At 60.0% G+C, this 19,827-nt stretch carries 16 protein-coding genes and 1 other RNA gene; 9 read left to right on the forward strand and 8 right to left on the reverse strand.

Translation table 11 applies throughout. The features are described from left to right. The first annotated feature begins 7 nt into the window (after positions 1 to 7). Together ssrS and ACA065_RS29485 are read left to right on the forward strand one after the other, a co-directional pair. Positions 8 to 186, forward strand: a non-coding RNA gene (gene ssrS / locus ACA065_RS29480) — 6S RNA. Between the two features lie 58 nt (positions 187 to 244). Then, a complete protein-coding gene (locus tag ACA065_RS29485) occupies positions 245 to 874 on the forward strand; it encodes a 5-formyltetrahydrofolate cyclo-ligase (protein ID WP_497695439.1) in 630 nt (209 codons plus the stop codon). 5 nt (positions 875 to 879) lie between these two features. On the opposite strand, the gene ACA065_RS29490 is transcribed toward ACA065_RS29485, so the two are convergent. After that, on the reverse strand, positions 880 to 1,029 hold the full coding sequence (locus tag ACA065_RS29490; RefSeq protein ID WP_010207387.1) for a hypothetical protein: 150 nt from the start codon (positions 1,027 to 1,029) through the stop codon (positions 880 to 882). Between the two features lie 194 nt (positions 1,030 to 1,223). Between ACA065_RS29490 and ACA065_RS29495 the strand changes: the two genes are divergently transcribed. The 4 genes from ACA065_RS29495 (at position 1,224) to ACA065_RS29510 (ending at position 6,612) form a co-directional block, all read left to right on the forward strand. Beyond that, the gene (locus tag ACA065_RS29495; protein WP_497692601.1) at positions 1,224 to 1,673 is read left to right on the forward strand and encodes an EVE domain-containing protein; all 450 of its coding nucleotides are present in this window, start codon (positions 1,224 to 1,226) and stop codon (positions 1,671 to 1,673) included. Positions 1,674 to 1,814: 141 nt separating this feature from the next. Continuing rightward, positions 1,815 to 2,780, forward strand: a complete 966-nt coding sequence (locus ACA065_RS29500) for an HlyD family secretion protein (RefSeq protein ID WP_497692602.1) — start codon at positions 1,815 to 1,817, stop codon at positions 2,778 to 2,780. After that, positions 2,777 to 5,494, forward strand: a complete 2,718-nt coding sequence (gene rbbA, locus ACA065_RS29505) for a ribosome-associated ATPase/putative transporter RbbA (protein WP_497692603.1) — start codon at positions 2,777 to 2,779, stop codon at positions 5,492 to 5,494. The genes ACA065_RS29500 and rbbA overlap by 4 nt, the downstream gene beginning before the upstream one ends. Then, entirely contained in the window at positions 5,494 to 6,612 is a 1,119-nt protein-coding gene (locus ACA065_RS29510; RefSeq protein WP_159960835.1) for an ABC transporter permease, read from the forward strand. Before rbbA ends, ACA065_RS29510 begins: the two co-directional genes overlap by 1 nt. A 118-nt stretch (positions 6,613 to 6,730) precedes the next feature. On the opposite strand, the gene ACA065_RS29515 is transcribed toward ACA065_RS29510, so the two are convergent. Then, a complete protein-coding gene (locus ACA065_RS29515; RefSeq protein ID WP_497692604.1) occupies positions 6,731 to 7,138 on the reverse strand; it encodes a flagellar basal body-associated protein FliL in 408 nt (135 codons plus the stop codon). Between the two features lie 150 nt (positions 7,139 to 7,288). Here ACA065_RS29515 and ACA065_RS29520 point away from each other — a divergent pair, with 150 nt between their 5' ends. Together ACA065_RS29520 and glpT are read left to right on the forward strand one after the other, a co-directional pair. After that, the gene (locus ACA065_RS29520; protein ID WP_497692605.1) at positions 7,289 to 8,266 is read left to right on the forward strand and encodes an NADPH:quinone oxidoreductase family protein; all 978 of its coding nucleotides are present in this window, start codon (positions 7,289 to 7,291) and stop codon (positions 8,264 to 8,266) included. A gap of 309 nt (positions 8,267 to 8,575) precedes the next feature. After that, positions 8,576 to 9,925, forward strand: a complete 1,350-nt coding sequence (gene glpT / locus ACA065_RS29525) for a glycerol-3-phosphate transporter (RefSeq protein ID WP_497692606.1) — start codon at positions 8,576 to 8,578, stop codon at positions 9,923 to 9,925. Here the strand turns inward: glpT and ACA065_RS29530 are convergent. After that, complete coding sequence (locus ACA065_RS29530) at positions 9,922 to 10,569, reverse strand: gamma-glutamylcyclotransferase (protein ID WP_497692607.1); 648 nt, start codon at positions 10,567 to 10,569, stop codon at positions 9,922 to 9,924. The genes glpT and ACA065_RS29530 overlap by 4 nt on opposite strands. 27 nt (positions 10,570 to 10,596) lie before the next feature. Continuing rightward, a complete protein-coding gene (locus tag ACA065_RS29535) occupies positions 10,597 to 12,984 on the reverse strand; it encodes a TonB-dependent receptor plug domain-containing protein (protein ID WP_497692608.1) in 2,388 nt (795 codons plus the stop codon). Between the two features lie 284 nt (positions 12,985 to 13,268). Here ACA065_RS29535 and ACA065_RS29540 point away from each other — a divergent pair, with 284 nt between their 5' ends. Beyond that, positions 13,269 to 13,745: a sn-glycerol-3-phosphate transporter gene (locus ACA065_RS29540; RefSeq protein ID WP_497692609.1), complete on the forward strand. Its 477-nt coding sequence runs from the start codon at positions 13,269 to 13,271 to the stop codon at positions 13,743 to 13,745. Positions 13,746 to 13,835: 90 nt separating this feature from the next. Here ACA065_RS29540 and ACA065_RS29545 read toward each other — a convergent pair whose 3' ends face one another. The 4 genes from ACA065_RS29545 to rho form a co-directional block, all read right to left on the reverse strand. Continuing rightward, positions 13,836 to 14,804 carry a CDP-6-deoxy-delta-3,4-glucoseen reductase gene (locus tag ACA065_RS29545; RefSeq protein WP_497692610.1) on the reverse strand — a complete coding sequence of 323 codons (969 nt, stop codon included), beginning with the start codon at positions 14,802 to 14,804 and terminating at the stop codon, positions 13,836 to 13,838. Continuing rightward, on the reverse strand, positions 14,804 to 16,270 hold the full coding sequence (gene ubiD / locus ACA065_RS29550; RefSeq protein ID WP_056860766.1) for a 4-hydroxy-3-polyprenylbenzoate decarboxylase: 1,467 nt from the start codon (positions 16,268 to 16,270) through the stop codon (positions 14,804 to 14,806). The genes ACA065_RS29545 and ubiD overlap by 1 nt, the downstream gene beginning before the upstream one ends. 59 nt (positions 16,271 to 16,329) lie before the next feature. Next, complete coding sequence (locus ACA065_RS29555; RefSeq protein WP_497692611.1) at positions 16,330 to 18,333, reverse strand: acyltransferase family protein; 2,004 nt, start codon at positions 18,331 to 18,333, stop codon at positions 16,330 to 16,332. 154 nt (positions 18,334 to 18,487) lie between these two features. Beyond that, on the reverse strand, positions 18,488 to 19,747 hold the full coding sequence (gene rho / locus ACA065_RS29560; RefSeq protein ID WP_048729328.1) for a transcription termination factor Rho: 1,260 nt from the start codon (positions 19,745 to 19,747) through the stop codon (positions 18,488 to 18,490). Between the last annotated feature and the right edge of the window lie 80 nt (positions 19,748 to 19,827).

Below are 19,827 nucleotides of genomic sequence, written 5' to 3' on the forward strand. Positions count from 1 at the left end.
CTCGCCCCACTCCCTGGCGTGTTTGCCAGTCGGCGATGTCCCTGAGCCGATTCGCACTACCCTGGAAGTTGCACGTTGGGCTGGTGTGCATGTCCGCTAGACGGAAAGCCTTAAAGCCTACTGCATCTTCCACCTTGAACTTTCGGGTTCAAGGGCTAAGTCGACAGCGGCTCTGTCGGGGAGCCTGAATTCCCAAACTCAATGCCAGTCCCAGGACTGGCATTGTTTTATGAGCCGAAAAACCATGACCGAACCTGCGTCGCTTTCCCGTCCGCAACTTCGACGCATGTTGCGCAACGCCCGCCGCGCCCTTACACCGAGCGAGCAGCGTCAGGCCGCCCATGGCCTGTATCGGCAACTGGCACAGCACCCGCTGTTTCGCCGGGCCAAACATATTTCTTTATACCTACCGACGGACGGTGAAATCGATCCGCGCTTGCTGCTGCGCGCCGCTCAGCGTCGGGGCAAGGCCACTTACCTGCCAGTACTGAGTGCCTGGCCGCGAACCAAGATGGTGTTCCAGCGCGTGCGGCCTGGGGATAAGTTGCTGCCCAACCGCTTTCGCATTCTTGAGCCACGGGTAAATGCCCATCTGCAACGCCCGGTGTGGGCGCTGGACCTGGTGCTGTTGCCATTGGTTGGGTTCGACGATGTCGGCGGGCGCCTGGGTATGGGCGGCGGCTTCTATGACCGCAGCCTCACTTACTTGGCTCGCCGCAAAAGCTGGCGCAGGCCAACACTGCTGGGGCTGGCTCATGAATGCCAGAAGGTCGAGCGATTGGCGCAGGCGAGCTGGGACGTGCCGCTGGCGGGCACCGTCACCGATAAGCAGTGGTATGTCGCAGAAACGTCGCTGGACTCAGCGACGCCTTGAAGGTGTTAACGCTTGAAGGGTTGTGGCTGCTGCTGAGCCAGTTCGACGGGCGCATCGGTCTTGTTCGACCACAAGCTTTGCGCATACCCGGTGGTCACGACGCCCAGACCAAACAAAATAACCAAAATCCATAGTAAATCCGGTTTACGTTGCATCGATTGCCCCCCTTCAGGCACCTCGTACACGATGACAACAACGTTCCAAAGTAGTCCGTTGCAGCTGCGTCAAGCTTAAAAGCGGGCATTCTGCGGTAACGTGAACCAACACGCAAACCTTGACGCCAACCGACTGTCGGTTTGTCATGGAATTGCCTGACAACTTGCCCAATGCCTTTTTCAGGAGCCCAAAAATGGCCTATTGGCTGATGAAATCCGAGCCCGACGAACTCTCCATCAAGGGCCTGGGAAAGCTCGGCGAAGCGCGCTGGGACGGGGTGCGCAACTACCAGGCGCGCAATTTCCTGCGCGCCATGGCCGTCGGTGATGAGTTCTTCTTTTACCATTCCAGTTGCCCCGAGCCGGGCATTGCCGGCATCGGCAAAATCGTCGAGGCCGCCTACCCGGACCCGACTGCGCTGGAACCGCAAAGCCACTACTTCGACGCCAAGGCCAGCGCGGAGAAAAATCCGTGGAGCGCGATCAACGTGGCGCACGTTGAGACCTTTCCCAAGGTGCTGGGCCTGGGCTATCTGAAACAACAAACCGCGCTCGCCGAGTTGCCTTTGGTGCAAAAAGGCAGCCGATTGTCGGTGATGCCGGTGACCGCCGAACAATGGGCGGCAGTGCTGGCCCTGCGCTGAAAAGGCAGAACCCTGCGGTCACACTTCTGGCGCATGCATCTGCGTGCCAAGCGGGTTAGGCTTGCGCTTCATTTGACCGGCATCAACAGCCCCTCGGGCGATATCGGTCAAACTAGGATGCTAATGCCGCAGGATGCAGTCATGTCTACGAACCGCTCTATGTCGCGCCTTTTTGCCATCGCCCTGATCGCCCTGTTGCTGGGCGCCGGTGGCTTCGGCTACTGGCGATCTACTCAGGACCGCCTGCCCGAAGGCTTAAGCATGGGCAACGGCCGCCTGGAATCCACCGAAGTACAGATCGCCGCCAAGATCCCCGGCCGCCTGGCCGAAGTGCGCGTGGATGAAGGCGATAAGGTGCTCAAGGGCCAATTGCTCGCGCGCATGGACACCCGCACCCTCGAAGCCCAGCGCGCCCAGGCCGAAGCCGAAGTGCTGCGCGCCAAAGAAAACTTCGCCGCCGCGCAAGCCAATGTGCAGTTGCGCCAAAGCGAGCAACTGCTGGCCAACCAGGAACTCAAGCGCACCCAGGAGCTGTACCGGCGCGGCTTCGCCAGCAGCCAGTTGATCGACCAGCAGCAAGCGCGCCAAAACACCGGCAATGCCGCCGTGGTTGCCGCACAAGCCCAGGTCAACTCGGTGAAGGCCGCCATCGGCGCCGCCCAGGCCCAGGTGGCGCAGCTCACCAGCGAAATCGACGACAGCAGCCTGCGCGCGCCCATCGACGGCATTATCCAATTGCGCCTGGCCGAGCCGGGCGAAGTCCTCGGCGCGGGCGGTCGCGTGTTGTTGCTGATTGATCCGAATGATCAGTACATGAACCTCTACCTGCCCGCCTCCGTCACCGGCCGCCTGACGGTCGGCAGTGATGCACGCATCCTGCTCGACGCCCTGCCCCAGCAGGCGCTGCCGGCCAAAATCAGCTTTGTCGCCGCCAAATCGCAGTTCACGCCCAAGGAGGTGGAAACTCGCGACGAACGCCAGAAGCTGGTGTTCCGCGTCAAACTGCGCCTGACTCAACCCAGCGCTGTGCCGCAAGCCAAACCGGGCATGCCCGGCGCCGGCTATGTGCGCACGGCTGATATCGACTGGCCGGCCAACCTGCAATGACCGGCCTGGCGCTGCACGCCACCGGGATCAACCACCGCTACGGCAAGCAACAGGCACTCGTCGATATCGCCTTCAGCCTGCCCGCGGGCACGCGTTGCGGGTTGATCGGCCCGGATGGCGCGGGCAAGTCGAGCCTGCTGGGGTTGATCGCCGGGGTTAAAAAGCTTCAGGCAGGCCAGCTTGAGGTGCTCGGCGGCTCCATCGAAGACCGTCGCCACCGCAACAGCCTCTACCCGCGCATCGCCTTCATGCCCCAAGGCCTGGGCGGCAACCTGTACCCCGAATTGTCGATCAGCGAGAACATCCGTTTCTTCGCCACTCTGTTCGGCCTGCCGAAAGCCGATTGCGAACAGCGCATGCACAACCTGCTGCTGGCCACCGACCTCGCGCGCTTCGCCGAGCGCCCAGCCGGCAAGCTGTCCGGCGGCATGAAACAAAAGCTCGGCCTGTGCTGCGCGCTGATCCACGACCCCGACCTGCTGATCCTTGACGAACCCACCACCGGCGTCGACCCGCTGTCGCGCCGACGCTTCTGGGAGTTGGTCGACAGCGTACGCCGCGAACGCCCGCAACTGACGCTGCTGGTAGCCACGGCCTACATGGAAGAAGCCGAACAGTTCGAACATTGCCTGATGCTCGATCGCGGCACACTCATCGCCGACGGCCTGAGCAGTGAGCTGGCAGCCGCGACACCCAGCGGCAAACTGGATGAGGCCTTCACCCATTTCCAGGGCGACAGCGCCCACAACAACCAGCCACTGGTGATCCCGCCACGCGAAAGCGGTAACACCGATGTCGCCATCGAAGCCCACGATCTGACGCTGCGCTTCGGGGATTTCACCGCAGTGAACAAGGTCAGCTTTGCCATCGGACGTGGTGAGATTTTCGGTTTTCTCGGCTCCAACGGCTGCGGCAAAACCACCACCATGAAAGTCCTCACGGGGTTGATGCCAGCCACCGAGGGCAGTGCCACGCTGCTCGGCAACCCGGTGAATGCCAAGGACCTGGCCACGCGCAAGCGCGTGGGGTTCATGTCGCAAAGTTTCTCGCTGTACGGCGAACTCAGCGTGCGCCAGAACCTGGTGCTGCACGCGCAGCTGTTCGACTTGCCCAAGGCCGGCAGCCGCACGCGTATCAATGAGTTGATCCAACGCTTTGACCTCGGCGGCGTGGCCGAGCAGCCCTCCGGCGAACTGCCCCTGGGCCTGCGCCAGCGCCTGTCATTGGCCGTGGCGGTGCTGCATCGCCCGGAAGTGCTGATCCTCGATGAGCCCACTTCGGGTGTAGACCCGGCGGCGCGGGATGATTTCTGGCGGCTGCTGATCGAGCTGTCCCGCGAGCAGGGCGTGACGATTTTCCTGTCCACCCACTTCATGAACGAAGCCCAGCGCTGCGACCGCATCTCGCTGATGCATGCGGGCAAGGTACTGGCTTGCGACACACCCGACGCACTGCAACAGCAATTCCACGGCGACACGCTGGAGGCCGCGTTCGTCACCTGCCTGGAGCAAGCCCAGGGCGAACCCGAACCCGCTGCGCCCAGTGCAACGGTCAGCGAAACCAGCACGCCACCGGTCAGCAAACGCGGCTTCAGCCTCTCGCGGCTATTGGCCGTGGCCAGCCGCGAAGGCAAAGAGCTGTTGCGCGACAAAGTGCGCATGGCCTTCGCCCTGCTCGGGGCGATGTTCATGATGGTGATCTTCGGCTACGGGATTTCCCTGGACGTGGAAAACCTCGCCTTCGCCGTCTACGACCAGGACCAGACCCCACAAAGCCGCGCTTATCTGGAAGCCTTCCGCAGCTCGCGCTACTTTGCTGAGCAAGCGCCAATCCAGGATGCCAGCGAACTGCACCGGCGCCTGCAACGTTCGGAAATCAAACTGGCCCTGGAAATCCCACCGGGTTTTGGCCGCGACCTGTACGCCGGTCGCCAACCTACCGTGGCGGCGTGGATCGATGGCGGCATGCCGTTTCGCGCAGAAACCAGCCGCAACTATGTAGAAGCCGTGCACCAGGGCAACCTTCAGCAACTCGCCGAGCTGAGCAGCCTGCCCCGCAACACTCCAGCCGCCGTTAAGCTTGAAACACGCTTTCGCTATAACCAGGACGTGGTCAGCGTGAATGCCATCGGCCCCGGCGTGATGGCGCTGATCCTGGCGTTTATCCCCGCGATGCTTACTGCGCTGGGCATCGTGCGCGAAAAAGAGCTGGGCTCGATCACCAACTTTTACGCCACGCCACTGACCCGCCTGGAGTTCCTGCTGGGCAAACAAGCGCCATACCTGGCCGTGAGTTTGGTCAACCTGGCGCTGCTGGTGGCGATGAACCGTTGGCTGTTCGGCGTACCGTTCAAAGGCAGCGGCCTGGCCCTGGCGTTCGGTGGCCTGCTGTACGTGCTGGCCACCACCAGCATGGGCCTGTTGATTTCCGCGTTCACGCGCACGCAGATTGCGGCGATCCTCGGCACCATGATCATCACCAGCCTGCCGACCATCCAGTTCTCGGGGCTGATCGTGCCGCGCTCGTCCCTGGAAGGCTCGGCTGCGCTGATGGGCATGCTGTTTCCCGCCGGGTACTTTCTGGACATCGCCGTAGGCACGTTCACCAAGGCCCTGGACCTGCGCCAGTTATGGCCGCAGTGCCTGGCGCTGTTCGGGTTTTTTGTCGGGTTCACCGGGCTGAGCCTGATCATGCTCAAGAAGCAGGAGGCCTGATGCACAAGCTTGCTCACATCCTGCGCCTGGGCCTCAAGGAACTCACCAGCCTGCGCCACGACAGCGTGTTGCTGCTGTTTCTGGCCTACGCCTTCACGGTCGCGATCTACATGCCTGCCGCCGGTTCGGTGATTGGGGTGCACAACGCCAGTGTGGCGTTTGTGGATGAAGACCATAGCGCGCTCTCGCGGCAGATGGCCGAGGCGCTGCAGCCGCCCGAGTTTCAGCCGCCTGCGCCACTGGCCTACGACCAGCTGGACAAGGTCATGGACAGCGGCGAGTACACCTTTGTGATCAACGTGCCGGCGAATTTCCAGGCTGACTTGTTGGCGGGTCGCCAGCCGGGCGTGCAGGTCAACGTCGATGCCACGGCCATGAGCCAGGCGTTCATGGGCGCGGGCTACATCGGCAGGATTTTCCAGCGTGAATTGCTCAACTACAGTGGCCAGGCCGACGCCAGCCAGAAGGCGCCCGCGCTGCTGACCACGCGTGCGCTGTTCAATACCAACCTGGAAGGCGGCTGGTTCTTGGCGGTCATTCAGATCGTCAACAACATCACTATCCTGGCCATCGTGCTCACCGGCACCGCGCTGCTGCGCGAACGCGAGCACGGCACCCTCGACCATTTACTGGTGCTGCCGCTGACCGCGCTGGAAATCATGCTGGCGAAAATCTGGAGCAACATGCTGGTGGTGGTGTTGTGTACGTGGTTGTCGCTGGAGCTGGTGGTCAAGGGCTTGCTTGGTGTGCCGTTGGCCGGGTCCTTGAGCCTATTCCTGTTTGTGACGGCGCTGTATCTGTTTGCCAGTACTGCGCTGGGAATCTTCCTCGCCACCCTTGCGCGCTCGACACCGCAATTCGGCTTGCTGGCGATCCCGGTGATTATCCCGATGCTGTTGCTGTCGGGTGGTAGCACGCCGCTGGACAGCATGCCCGAATGGTTGCAATGGGTGATGCAGGGCTCGCCATCGACGCACTTTGTGAGTTTGAGCGCGGCGATTCTGTTCAGGGATGCCGGTGTGAGCGTGGTGTGGCCGGATTTGCTGGCGCTGGCGGGGATTGGCTTGGTGTTTTTTGCGGTGGCGTTGGCCAGGTTCAGGAAGAGCCTGGCGTCTTGAGGCGCCTGCTGGGGCCTCTTCGCGAGCAATCCCGCTCCCACATTTTGATCGCGGCCCTCAGGTTGGGCTCGGTCAATGTGGGAGCGGGCTTGCTCGCGAAAGGCGCGAAGCGCCCGCTTTATTGGATGATCAAGTTGTTGAACAACAGGTCTTCCACCACCGGCTTACCGGTCTCGTCGTTCATCACTTGCTGGGTTTGTTTCAGGGCTTCCTGGCGCAGCTTTTCCTTGCCTTCAACCGTACTCATGGCCTCATTGGTCTGCTGAGTGAACAACGCCACCAACTGGTTACGAATCAGCGGGTCGTTGGCTTTGACCGCAGCAGCGGCTTCCGGCCCGGTCACGCGCAAGGCGATATCGGCTTTGAATACTTTGAGTTTGGCGGTGCCATCCAGGCCGTAGTTGCCCACGAACGGCGGCGTCAGGCTGATGTAGCTGACCTTCGGCGCCTCGCCTTCTTTTGCTTCTTCGGCCTGGGCTGCCAGCGGCAAGGTCAGGGCGAGCATCAACAGGATCCAAGCTTTCACGGTTCATTCCTCAAATTCGGTTGCCGGGTAGCATAACGCTAGCAAGGCTGAGCACAAGCTTATGGCGGCTTATCAAGACCGAGCATGCTCGTTGACCCACGGGCGTGCCCTCCTACACTTATCGGCCAAGACACCAAAAGGAATAGCCCGATGAAAGCTGTGCTGTGCAAAGCCTTCGGCCCCGCCGAAACCCTGGTGCTGGAAGAGATCGCCAGCCCCGCGATCAAGAAGAACGAAGTCCTGCTGGACGTGCACGCCGCCGGGGTCAATTTCCCGGACACCTTGATCATCGAGGGCAAATACCAATTCAAGCCGCCCTTCCCGTTCTCGCCGGGTGGCGAAGCGGCGGGCGTGGTCAGTGAAGTGGGTGAAAAAGTCAGCCACTTGAACGTCGGCGACCGGGTCATGGCGCTGACCGGCTGGGGCAGCTTTGCCGAGCAGGTCGCGGTGCCGGGCTACAACGTGCTGCCGATCCCGCCGAGCATGGATTTCAACACCGCCGCCGCCTTCAGCATGACCTACGGCACCTCAATGCACGCGCTGAAACAACGCGCCAACCTGCAACCCGGCGAAACCCTGTTGGTGCTCGGCGCCTCTGGCGGCGTGGGCCTGGCTGCGGTGGAAATCGGCAAAGCCATGGGCGCCCGGGTGATCGCCGCTGCCAGCAGCGCCGACAAGCTCGCCGTGGCCAAGGCCGCCGGTGCGGATGAGCTGATCAACTACAGCGAAGCCAACCTCAAGGATGAGATCAAGCGCCTGACCGACGGCAACGGTGTCGATGTGATCTACGACCCGGTCGGCGGCGACCTGTTTGACCAGGCCGTGCGTGGCATTGCCTGGAACGGCCGCCTGCTGGTGGTGGGTTTTGCCAGTGGGCGTATTCCCGAGCTGCCGGTGAACCTGGCACTGCTCAAAGGCGCATCTGTGGTCGGGGTGTTCTGGGGTTCGTTCGCCCAGCGCCAGCCGCAGGACAATGCGGCGAATTTCCAGCAGCTGTTCAGTTGGTATGCCGAGGGCAAGTTGAAGCCGTTAGTGTCGAAGGTGTACCCGCTGGAGCAGGCGGCACAGGCGATTAATGACCTGGGGCAGCGTAAGGCAGTGGGCAAGGTCGTCGTCCAGACCCGCTAATCGATTTGGAATGCAATCAACTGTGGGAGCGGCGGTGCGACGATTCGACTTGCTCGCGAAAGCGGTGTATCAGTCACACATGTATTGACTGACACGACGCATTCGCGAGCAAGCCCGCTCCCACATTTTGATCTCCAGCGTTTCAAATAATCCAATCACGACCCACATTTGTCTATTAGCGACATGTTCATAAGAGAACATGCAATTGCTCTCATTTCCTGTGTTTGCAGATAAGAGGCGATGCTATTTTCGGTAACGAAACTGTAACATTCGCATCCGCAGTCAAAACAAGAAATTTGGAGCTCTTGAATGTTTGCTTTCTTTCGTCCTGCCGCACACCAGGCGCCGCTGCCTGAAGAAAAAATAGACAGCACTTACCGACGACTGCGCTGGCAGATCTTCGCCGGTATTTTCTTCGGCTACGCAGGTTATTACCTAGTGCGTAAAAACTTTTCCTTGGCTGTCCCGGACTTATTGGCACAGGGTTATACAAAAGGGCAACTGGGTACGGCGGTATCGGCAATTGCTATCGCCTATGGTTTGTCCAAGTTCCTCATGGGGATTGTGTCCGACCGCTCAAACCCTCGTTACTTTCTACCCTTCGGCCTGGTGATGTCCGCCGCTGTCATGTTCATTTTCGGTTTCGCACCCTGGGCAACGTCCAGTGTCGCCATAATGTTCACGTTGTTATTTATCAACGGCTGGGCTCAAGGCATGGGTTGGCCGCCAAGCGGGCGAACAATGGTGCACTGGTGGTCGCAGAAGGAACGTGGCCGCGTTGTTTCGGTTTGGAATACCGCCCACAACATCGGCGGTGGGCTGATCGGCCCACTCGCGATTCTGGGCATGGGCTGGTTTAACGACTGGCATAGCAAATTCTACGTACCGGCCGCCGTAGCACTGCTGGTCGCCGTATTTGCATTTATTGCGATGCGCGATACACCTCAATCGACAGGCCTACCGCCCATCGAGAAGTACAAGAATGACTATCCGGAAGGCTACGACGCCAGCCACGAAGACGAATTCAGCGCCAAAGAGATTTTTTTTAAATACGTGCTACGTAACAAAATGCTCTGGTTCATCGCTTTGGCGAACGTGTTCGTCTATCTGCTGCGTTACGGCATTCTGGACTGGGCGCCGACGTACCTCAAAGAGGTCAAGCACTTCGACTTCAACAGTTCATCGTGGGCGTACTTCGTCTATGAGTGGGCAGGTATTCCTGGCACGCTCCTGTGCGGTTGGATGTCAGACAAGGTCTTTCGTGGCAACCGCGGCTTGACCGGAATGGTGTTCATGGCATTGGTGACCGTTGCGACGATCGTTTACTGGCTGAACCCTCCGGGCAACCCAATGATCGATATCATTTCGTTGTTCGCGATCGGTTTCTTGATCTACGGCCCTGTGATGTTAGTTGGCTTACAAGCACTGGAACTGGTTCCCAAGAAGGCAGCAGGCACGGCGGCAGGTTTCACCGGCCTGTTCGGTTATTTGGGCGGTTCGGTCGCAGCTAGCGCACTGATGGGTTATACCGTGGACTTCTTTGGCTGGGACGGAGGGTTCATTCTTCTGGTCGTTGCTTGTGTGCTGGCTATGGCTTTCCTGGCGCCCACCCTGGGTCACAAGAACGTCGCCAGCCAGTCTCGCGAAGTGCAAGCCTAATCAGACTTTGATTGGCACCGCTTGAGCCGCGCCTCCAAGCTTTTATCTGGCATGGCGTGGCTACGCAGGGCGTTTACGGTTTGCTCGACATAATCGCGAGTAGTGCCGTAACGCCCGCAAGCGCTTTGCAGCACGTGATTGAGCACGATGTCGGGCAAGTTGCCAGCATAGCTGGGCAAATGCCGCTCCAACACAAACCCCAACGCCTGCACCTGAGTGCCATCTTCCAGACGGCAGTTGAGCCAGTGCGGCCGGTAAGAGGGGTAAGGCATCTCGCGTTGCCATAAGGCGAACAGCGAGGCCTCGAGCTGATCGTCGGGCAAGCGGTAGGCAAACCCGCTGCAGGAACCCCCACGATCCAGCCCGAACACCAGCCCCGGCGACTCCGGCGTGCCGCGATGTTCGTGCGACCACAGGTACAAGCCCCGGTGATAACCGTGAACCCGCGCCCGTACTCGCTCGGTCGACGAGCATTCAGGCCGCCAGATCAACGATCCGTAAGCAAATAGCCAGACCGGCCCACCCTTATGCCGGGCCATAGTGGCCTGCATCGAGCTCATTAACTGTTCGTGAGTGAGTTGCGGCCCAAGATCGAGCCGCGGAGGGTAAGCCAATTGCAAAAGATCGGTTTCAATGGCGGTCATGGCGAAAAGCGGTGCGCCTCCAGTGTATTACCAGTTGTAAGCAACTTTACCGTAATAAAACGCGCCGCTGTAACCGTACGGCGAAAAAGTGCTATAGGCCAAATTGCCACCACTGCTGGCGTAGGCATTGACCTTCTCCGGGTATTTGTCGGTGACGTTGTCGCCGCCCAGGGTGAAGGTCCAGTTTTTGAGCTTGTAGTCCGCCGACAAGTCCAGCACCCACGCAGCCTTGAAGGTCTGGTCGTTGACCTTGTCGGCCTGGTAACTGGTGAATTCACCATAGCGCACCAGGTTGCTGTGCAGCGCCCAATTGCCGTAGGTGAAGTCGTTACCCAGGCTGAGTTTATGCTGCGGGGTGGTGTCGCCGAGCAAACCGATACGCTCACGTCGGTCCACGCGCACCAGGTTGGCACCCAGGCTGTCCAGAATGGCCGGGTTGGCCTTCACGTCCGTCACTTTAGTGTGGTTGTAGTTATAGCCTACGGTACTGTTCCAACGAATGCCGTTATCGAGCTGATAGCGATAGTTGGCCACCAGGTCGACGCCGTCGGTGCTGGTGTCGGTGGCATTGGTGAAGTAGCGCGCGCTGGTGTAGTTGATGTTGCCGACACCATTGGCTTGCAGGTACGCAATGGTCGCCGGGTTGAGATTGAGGTTGGAGGACAGGCTGATGCGGTCGCGGATATCGATACGGTAGACGTCGAGCGTCACGGTCAGGTCATCGGCAGGTTCGAGCACCAGGCCAAGGCTGTAGTTGCGTGACTTCTCGGCTTTCAGGTCTTCGGCGCCGAGCAGGCGGGCGACCTTACTGTTGGCCGGGAACGTGCCCGCTTCCTGAACGGTGCTGCCGATCAACTGTGACGAGGTGTAGGCAAAGTTCTGCTGGGCCAGCGACGGCGCGCGGAACCCGTTGGAGATGCTGCCGCGCAGCGCCACTTGCGGGGTGAAGTCATAGCGGGCCGACAGCGAGCCGCTGACGTTGGAGCCGAAGTCGCTGTAATCCTCATGCCGTACCGCAGCCGAAGCGCTGAGTTTTTCGGTGAAGTTGGTTTCCAGGTCCAGGTACTGGGCCCAGTTGTGCCGCGAGCTGCTGCCGGCGTCGGCATCACGGAAACCACCCAGGCCCGAGCTGCCGGTCTGGTAATAGGACGCAGGTTCCCCGGCTTCGATTTCATAGCCTTGGCGCAGGTATTCGCCGCCAAACGCTACGGATACCGGGTACGGCAGGAAGCCCACGTCAAACTCACGGGACAGGTCCAGGCTGATTTGCTTCTGGTCGTTGCTCAGGGTGCCGTTATCGAACTTGCGCGGTGTGGCCAGGCCGAGGGACGTGTTGATGGTTTCAGTGCTCAACGCGTACTGGTTTTTGCCGTAGTTGGCCGACAGGTCGTAATGCCAGTCGTAGGCCAGCAAGCCGCGCAGGCCGACCACCAATGAGGTGTCTTCCAGGTTGCCCTTGATCAGCGGCAGGTAGCCATTGGGGTTGAGCGCGGGGATGTTATTGGACGCATTGCTCGCCCGGTAGAACGCCGCCGTCTCGCCGCGCCGTTTGCTGTAGCCGCCGAAGGTGTAGAACTCGGCCGCATCGTTGAAGGAATATTCGGAGTTGAACTGGAACTTGCCTTCGTTGGTGGCCGGCTCGCCCTGACGGAAGACGCGCTGGCCATAGGTGGTGGAACCCACGCTGGCCGGGCGCAAATCATCGCCGGCGCGGTTGGTGTAGTCGTTGTCGGCGCCTTCGCCCGAGACGTTGATAAAGCCGTTGTCGCCCAAGGCAAACCCGGTATTGCCACTGACATTGCGCTGGATGCCGTCGCCCTTCTTGTACTCACCGAACTTGGTCGAGACCGAACCGCCGTGGTCGGCGTGCTTGAGGATCACGTTGATCACCCCGGCAATCGCATCCGAGCCATAGCGCGCGGACGCGCCATCGCGCAGCACTTCGATATGGTCGACCGCCGACAGCGGGATAGCATTCAAGTCCGCCGGGGCCGAGCCACGACCCACGGCGCCGCCGAGGTTGACGAAGGCACTGGTGTGGCGACGCTTACCGTTGACCAACACGAGGACTTGATCCGGCGACAGGCCGCGCAACTGTGCAGGGCGCACCAGTTCGGCACCATCCACCAGGCTTGGGCGCGGGAAGTTGATTGACGGAATCAGGCGCGCCAACACCGCGCCGAGCTCATCGGAGCCGGTGCTGCGCAAGGTCTCGCCGGAAATCACATCGATGGGTGACAGCGAAGCACTGGCGGTGCGCTCTTGGGCGCGGGTGCCCGTGACGATCACAGTGTCGAGTTTGGGTGCGTCGGCAGCCGCTGTTTCGGCGGCCAGGACTGGATTGAATCCCACAGCGGTCAGCAAATTGGCCGACAAAATCGCTGTGTACAGCGCGTGTTTCTTGTAGCTCCCCATACCGCTCCCCTAAGAATCAATCAGAACGTCAATGCTCTGAATTCATACGATCGGTCCGGCTGGCGGGCGGTGGCGGTCAGTTATTGGTTGTTGTCGAGAATTCGGTAGTCCGTTGCCTTATAGCTTAATGAGATTTTTCCTACAGAAGTAATACCTTAATTGCATAAGCATAGGCGACCAAACTTTCAGCGCAGGTTCAGGCCCCGCAGGACGTTAGCCGCCAAACTGTAGAAGTTTAGCGACCCACATTAGCCGCCCGTTCAAACGACTATCGAGGTCGGACCATGAAGTACTTTTATTCAGGTTTGCTGCTTATGGCACAAGCCGCTACAGCCCTGGCCTCTGAGGCTGCCGCCGAAGACGATAAGGGCTTCTGGTACGCCCAGACGAGCGTTTACACCCGGCACTTTTCGCCGGACCCCAAGCACAATAACAATCAGGATTTGATCAACCTGGAGCGCAACGAAGCGTCCGGGCTGGTGTATGGCGGGGCGACGTTTCGCAACTCGTTCAGCCAACGTTCATATTACGTTTACGCCGGCAAACGCTACGACATTGGCGAATCGCCGTTTTACGTGAAGGTGACCGCCGGCGCGCTTCAGGGCTATCGCGGCAAGTACCGTGACAAAATCCCACTCAACCGATTTGGCGTGGCACCGGCGATCATCCCCTCGGTGGGCGTGAACTTCGGCCCGGTGGCCAGCGAGTTGGTGTTGCTTGGTTTTAATGCGGCGATGCTGACGGCGGGTGTGCGCTTCTGACAATTAGGCAGCCAATCTAATAGTGAAAGCTGAACACGGTCACCTGTGGTGAGCGGGCTTGCTCGCTCCCACAATTTGATCGGATTGCCTTCAGGGGCGCGGCGCGTAGGCGAACACGTCGGCACGCATCTGGTGCGCGTCCATGCCAGCATCGACCAGCGCGTCCAAGGTGCCGTAGATCATCGCCGGCGAACCACTGGCGTAGACGTGCACGGCCTTGAGGTCGCTGATGTCTTCACACACCGCCTCATGCAACAACCCGCAGCGCCCTTCCCAACCACACAGGTCGCTGACCACTTTGTGCAGGAACAGGTTGGGCAGTTGCTGCCACTGCTCCCAGTGCTCGATTTGGTAGAAGTCTTCCGGGCGGCGTACGCCCCAGTACAGGTGCACCGGGTGTTTGAAGCCGGAGGCGCGGCAGTGTTCGATCAGGCTGTGCATCTGCGCCATGCCAGTGCCAGCGGCGATCAGCACCAGCGGCCCGTCCGGCAGTTCAGCCAGGTGGGTGTCACCAAATGGCAGCTCGATGCGGGCCATCTGATTGCGCTGCAGTTGCTCAATCAGGCTGCGGGCGCTGTCCTCGCGGACCAGCACATGCAACTCCAGCTCACGCCCGGCGTGGGGTGCCGAAGCCAGGGAAAATGCCGACTTCTCGCCATTCTCCCGCTCGATCATCAGGTATTGCCCGGCGTGGTAACGCACCGCTTTGCCGGCCGGGGCCCGCAGGCGCACGCGCCACACATCGCCACCGACTTCCACACACTCACTTAATTGGCACGACAACTTGCGCAACGGCAACTCTCCCGGCGCCAGCACGCCATCCCACAACACAATGCAATCTTCCAGCGGCTCGGCGATGCAGGTGTAGAACTCACCATGGTCGCGCACTTCACCGGCTTGCTGCACCCGACCTTCGACCAGCAACGCCGCGCACACATGGCACACGCCATTGCGACACGCCTGCGGGCACTCGTAGCCCAGGCGGCGTGCGCCTTCGAGGATTCGCTCGCCAGGGACCAGTTCCAGTACTGCACCGGAAGGTTGCAGGGTTACACGCATCAATCTATTCCCAATTCTTTCCAGATCGCATCCACGCGCGCGGTCACGGCTTCATCCTTGACGATCACCCGGCCCCACTCGCGGGTGGTTTCACCCGGCCATTTGTGGGTGGCATCCAGGCCCATTTTCGAACCCAGGCCCGACACCGGCGAGGCAAAGTCGAGGTAGTCGATTGGCGTGTTGTCGATCATCACCGTGTCGCGCTTGGGGTCCATGCGCGTGGTGATGGCCCAGATCACGTCGTTCCAGTCTCGGGCGTTGATGTCGTCGTCGGTGACAATAACGAACTTGGTGTACATGAACTGTCGCAAAAACGACCACACACCGAGCATTACCCGCTTGGCGTGGCCTGGGTACGACTTCTTCATGGTCACGATGGCCATGCGGTACGAGCAGCCTTCGGGCGGCAGGTAGAAGTCGGTGATCTCCGGGAACTGCTTTTGCAGGATCGGCACGAACACTTCGTTGAGCGCTACGCCGAGAATGGCCGGCTCATCCGGCGGCCGGCCGGTGTAGGTGCTGTGGTAGATCGGCTTGATCCGGTGGGTGATGCGCTCGACGGTGAACACCGGGAAGCTGTCGACTTCGTTGTAGTAGCCGGTGTGGTCGCCGTAAGGGCCTTCATCGGCCATTTCGCCCGGATGAATCACCCCTTCCAGGATGATTTCTGCAGTGGCCGGCACTTGCAGGTCGTTGCCACGGCACTTCACCAGCTCAGTGCGGTTGCCACGCAGTAGGCCGGCAAAGGCGTATTCGGACAGGCTGTCAGGCACCGGGGTGACGGCGCCGAGGATGGTCGCCGGGTCGGCGCCGAGGGCGACGGAGACCGGGAACGGCTTGCCGGGGTGCTTTTCGCACCACTCACGGAAGTCCAGCGCGCCGCCACGGTGGCTCAGCCAACGCATGATGACTTTATTGCGGCCGATCACTTGCTGACGGTAGATGCCGAGGTTCTGGCGGTCTTTGTTCGGGCCTTTGGTGACGGTCAGGCCCCACGTGATCAGTGGGCCGACATCGCCGGGCCAGCAGGTTTGCACGGGCAGCATGCCGAGGTCGACGTCATCACCTTCGATGACCACTTCCTGGCACACGGCGTCTTTGACCACTTTGGGGGCCATGGCAATGATCTTGCGAAAGATCGGCAGCTTCGACCATGCGTCCTTGAGGCCCTTGGGTGGCTCGGGCTCCTTGAGGAAAGCCAGCAGCTTGCCGATCTCGCGCAGCTCGCTGACCGACTCGGCGCCCATGCCAAAGGCCACACGGTCCGGTGTACCGAACAGGTTACCGAGCACCGGAATATCAAAGCCGGTCGGGTTCTCGAACAGCAGCGCCGGGCCCTTGTTGCGCAGGGTACGGTCGCAAATCTCAGTCATTTCCAGAACCGGGGAAATCGGCACCTGGATACGTTTCAACTCTCCGCGCTGCTCAAGTTGCTGCACGAAATCCCGAAGATCCTTGAATTTCATTAACCATGCCACCCGTAAAATAGGCGTACATCCTACCTGCTCTTAAGAACGCTGACAGCTTATTGCGCGTCATTGCGACTCACAGCGGACTCAGTGGATGTGTTGCGCAGCATATGGAAGAAGGGCTCAAGAAACCCCTCCACAAGCCGCGAGCCCGCGATTGAAAGGTGATTGTCATCGGTGTAGAGCGCGCGACCGTCAAGCTCGACCCGACACCAGTTGTTTACCTCACACAGCTTCGGCGCCGGGTCCAGCACCCGAACGCCTGGGTCGGCCGCCGCAATTCGCTCAAAGGTGGCGCTTATATAGGCTTGTCGCTCCAGGTGTTCGGCCAGCGGCAAGCCTTCTTTGTCGGTCGGGCGCCCCAACATCGCCAAACGGGCGAGCCGGAAAGGGACGTTGAAATCCTGCAGCGGTACTTCCTTGACCAACCATACCCGGTGGCCACTGGCCCGGAGCTTCTGCACCTGAGCACTCAAACCCTCGGCGAACAGCTGCTGCGCGATGGCACGGTCATATTTCCCGGTAGCCGGGTCATGAATCGAAGCCCCGGTATCGCCAGAGCGCTCCCCATATACGTAAAGGCTCCAACGCGCGACCAGCGCCACATCGCTGAAGTGCTCCCGGCTCAACAACGCAGAGGTGCGCTCATTGAAGGCGCTGCACCCTGGCGTGTTTTCTTTCCGGTAGAACGGCAGGCAGCCGGCGTAACCGGCCTGTGTGATGCTGAAGTCGTACTTGTTTGATCCATCTTTCAACGCCGGAATCAGCGCCGAGGCGTGGCTGTCACCCCACACCATCGCCCGCGTCGCGCTTGTTTGCGGACCGAAATGGCAAGGTTCACGGTGATCATTTTTCTTGTCATCCCCCAGGCAGCTCATGAGCTTGGGGCTCCAGGTATGCGTCTGGGCAAATTGCAATGCCTGGGGTGACAGCCGCTGCGCGAACCCGTCCGACCACACCAAGCCTTTTCCGGCTAGGCCCAGGCTTACAAGGGCAATGACACCCACAGCCAGGATCGACCGACTCCCCGCCAGCAGGCGCCGCTCACGGAACGGCCCCTCGACAAACCGCCACGACCCATAACCGAGTATCAGGCTCAAGAAGAACAGCGCCGTCAGTTCCCAAGGCGTCAGGCCAAAGATGCTGGCGTACTTGCCGAACACCAGCACCGGCCAGTGCCACAGATACCAGGAATAGGAAATCAGCCCTATGCCCACCAACACACGGCTGCCCAACAGTCGCCCGACCAGGGTTGTGTGTTGGCCGTTGGCCCATATCAGCCCTACCACACCCAATACCGGTAATAACGCCGCGGCCCCTGGGAAGGGCGTGTCGGCGTCATAACCGAACACCGCCACCAAAATCAGGCCCAGGCTGATCATGCTGACGGTCTGTGCCAACTTCGGGCTTACGCGCTGAGCGCGTACCGGCAAGACAGCCAGCATGGCGCCTGCCAGCAGCTCCCAGGCACGCATCGGCAGCAGGAAAAACGCCTTTTCGGGCGCTGAGGATACCGCCCATACGCTGGCTGCAAATGACACCAGCAACAGCACGAACAACGCGCTGCGCCACGGTTTCAACCACCTCGACAGTAATGCCAGCAACAGCGGAAACGCGATGTAGAACTGCTCTTCGACCGACAGCGACCAGGTGTGCAGCATCGGCTTCATGTCGGAGGCGGTCTCGAAGTAGCCGTCCTGACGCATGAAGAACAGGTTGGAGATGAAAATCACCTGATTGTGAATCGAGCGTCCCAGCTCTTCATAGTCTTTGGGCGCCAGCAGATACCAGCCGATCACCAATGACGCGAACATCATGACAATCAGCGCCGGCAGGATACGCCGAGCCCGCCGAGCCCAAAAATCCAGAAAACTGAAGTGCCCGGCCTGACGTTCGCGCCAGATGATCGAGGTGATCAGGAAACCTGAAATCACAAAGAACACATCAACGCCGACAAAGCCGCCAGTAAAGCCTGGAACCCCAAAATGGAACAGCACGACAGCCAGGACAGCGATGGCACGCAGGCCGTCAATGTCTCTTCGGTAAGCTAGAGAGGTCATAAATCGTAGTCAGTTTGAGACGGTTTGAGGTCAGCGTAGACGCGCTCACCTTTGTTGTTCATTTACTGACACTGCTGACGTGCAAACCTCCCTTTTTTGCCGCAAAAAAAATGGCGCCCCAAAGGGCGCCATTTTTCGGACCTGAAACGTCGTATTACTTACGCTTCATCGACAAGAAGAACTCGTCGTTGGTCTTGGTGGCTTTCAGCTTGTCGATCAGGAACTCGATGGCGGCGACTTCGTCCATCGGGTGCAGCAGCTTGCGCAGGATCCACATGCGCTGCAGTTCGTCGTCGGCGGTCAGCAACTCTTCGCGGCGCGTGCCGGAGCGGTTGATGTTGATCGCAGGGAACACGCGCTTTTCCGCGATACGGCGGTCCAGAGGCAGTTCCATGTTGCCAGTACCCTTGAACTCTTCGTAGATCACTTCGTCCATCTTCGAGCCGGTTTCAACCAGTGCGGTGGCGATAATGGTCAGCGAGCCGCCTTCTTCGATGTTCCGCGCGGCGCCAAAGAAACGCTTTGGTTTCTCCAGGGCGTGGGCATCGACACCACCGGTGAGGACCTTGCCGGAGCTCGGGATCACGGTGTTGTAGGCACGGGCCAGACGGGTGATGGAGTCGAGCAGGATCACCACGTCTTTTTTGTGTTCGACCAGGCGCTTGGCCTTCTCGATCACCATTTCGGCAACCTGCACGTGGCGGGTTGGCGGCTCATCGAACGTCGAGGCAACCACTTCGCCGCGCACGGTGCGCTGCATCTCGGTTACTTCTTCCGGACGCTCATCGATCAGCAGCACGATCAGGTGAACTTCAGGATTGTTACGTGCGATGTTCGCTGCGATGTTCTGCAGCATGATGGTCTTACCGGCTTTCGGCGGTGCGACGATCAGGCCGCGCTGGCCTTTACCGATCGGGGCGCACAGGTCGATAACACGACCGGTCAAGTCTTCGGTGGAACCGTTGCCGGCTTCCATCTTCATGCGCACAGTCGGGAACAGCGGGGTCAGGTTCTCAAAGAGAATCTTGTTTTTCGCGTTCTCGGGACGGTCGAAGTTGATCGTGTCGACCTTGAGCAGGGCGAAATAACGCTCACCTTCCTTCGGAGGACGGATCTTGCCAACGATGGTGTCACCGGTGCGCAAGTTGAAGCGACGGATCTGGCTCGGCGAGACGTAGATGTCGTCTGGGCCGGCGAGATAGGAAGCGTCAGCGGAGCGGAGGAAGCCGAAGCCGTCCTGGAGAATCTCCAGCACGCCATCACCGGAGATTTCCTCGCCGCTTTTCGCGTGCTTTTTGAGCAGGGAGAAAATCACGTCCTGCTTGCGCGAACGGGCCATATTTTCTATGCCCATTTCTTCGGCCAATTGGAGCAGGTCGGTAATCGGCTTTTGCTTGAGTTCAGTCAGATTCATATAGGAATGACGTAATCATTTATGGAGGGGGGAAATTAAGCTTTTGGCTTAATGAGGCCGCGCCGCAGAGAAGGCGACAG

The organism is Pseudomonas sp. LBUM1640 (assembly GCF_059716225.1).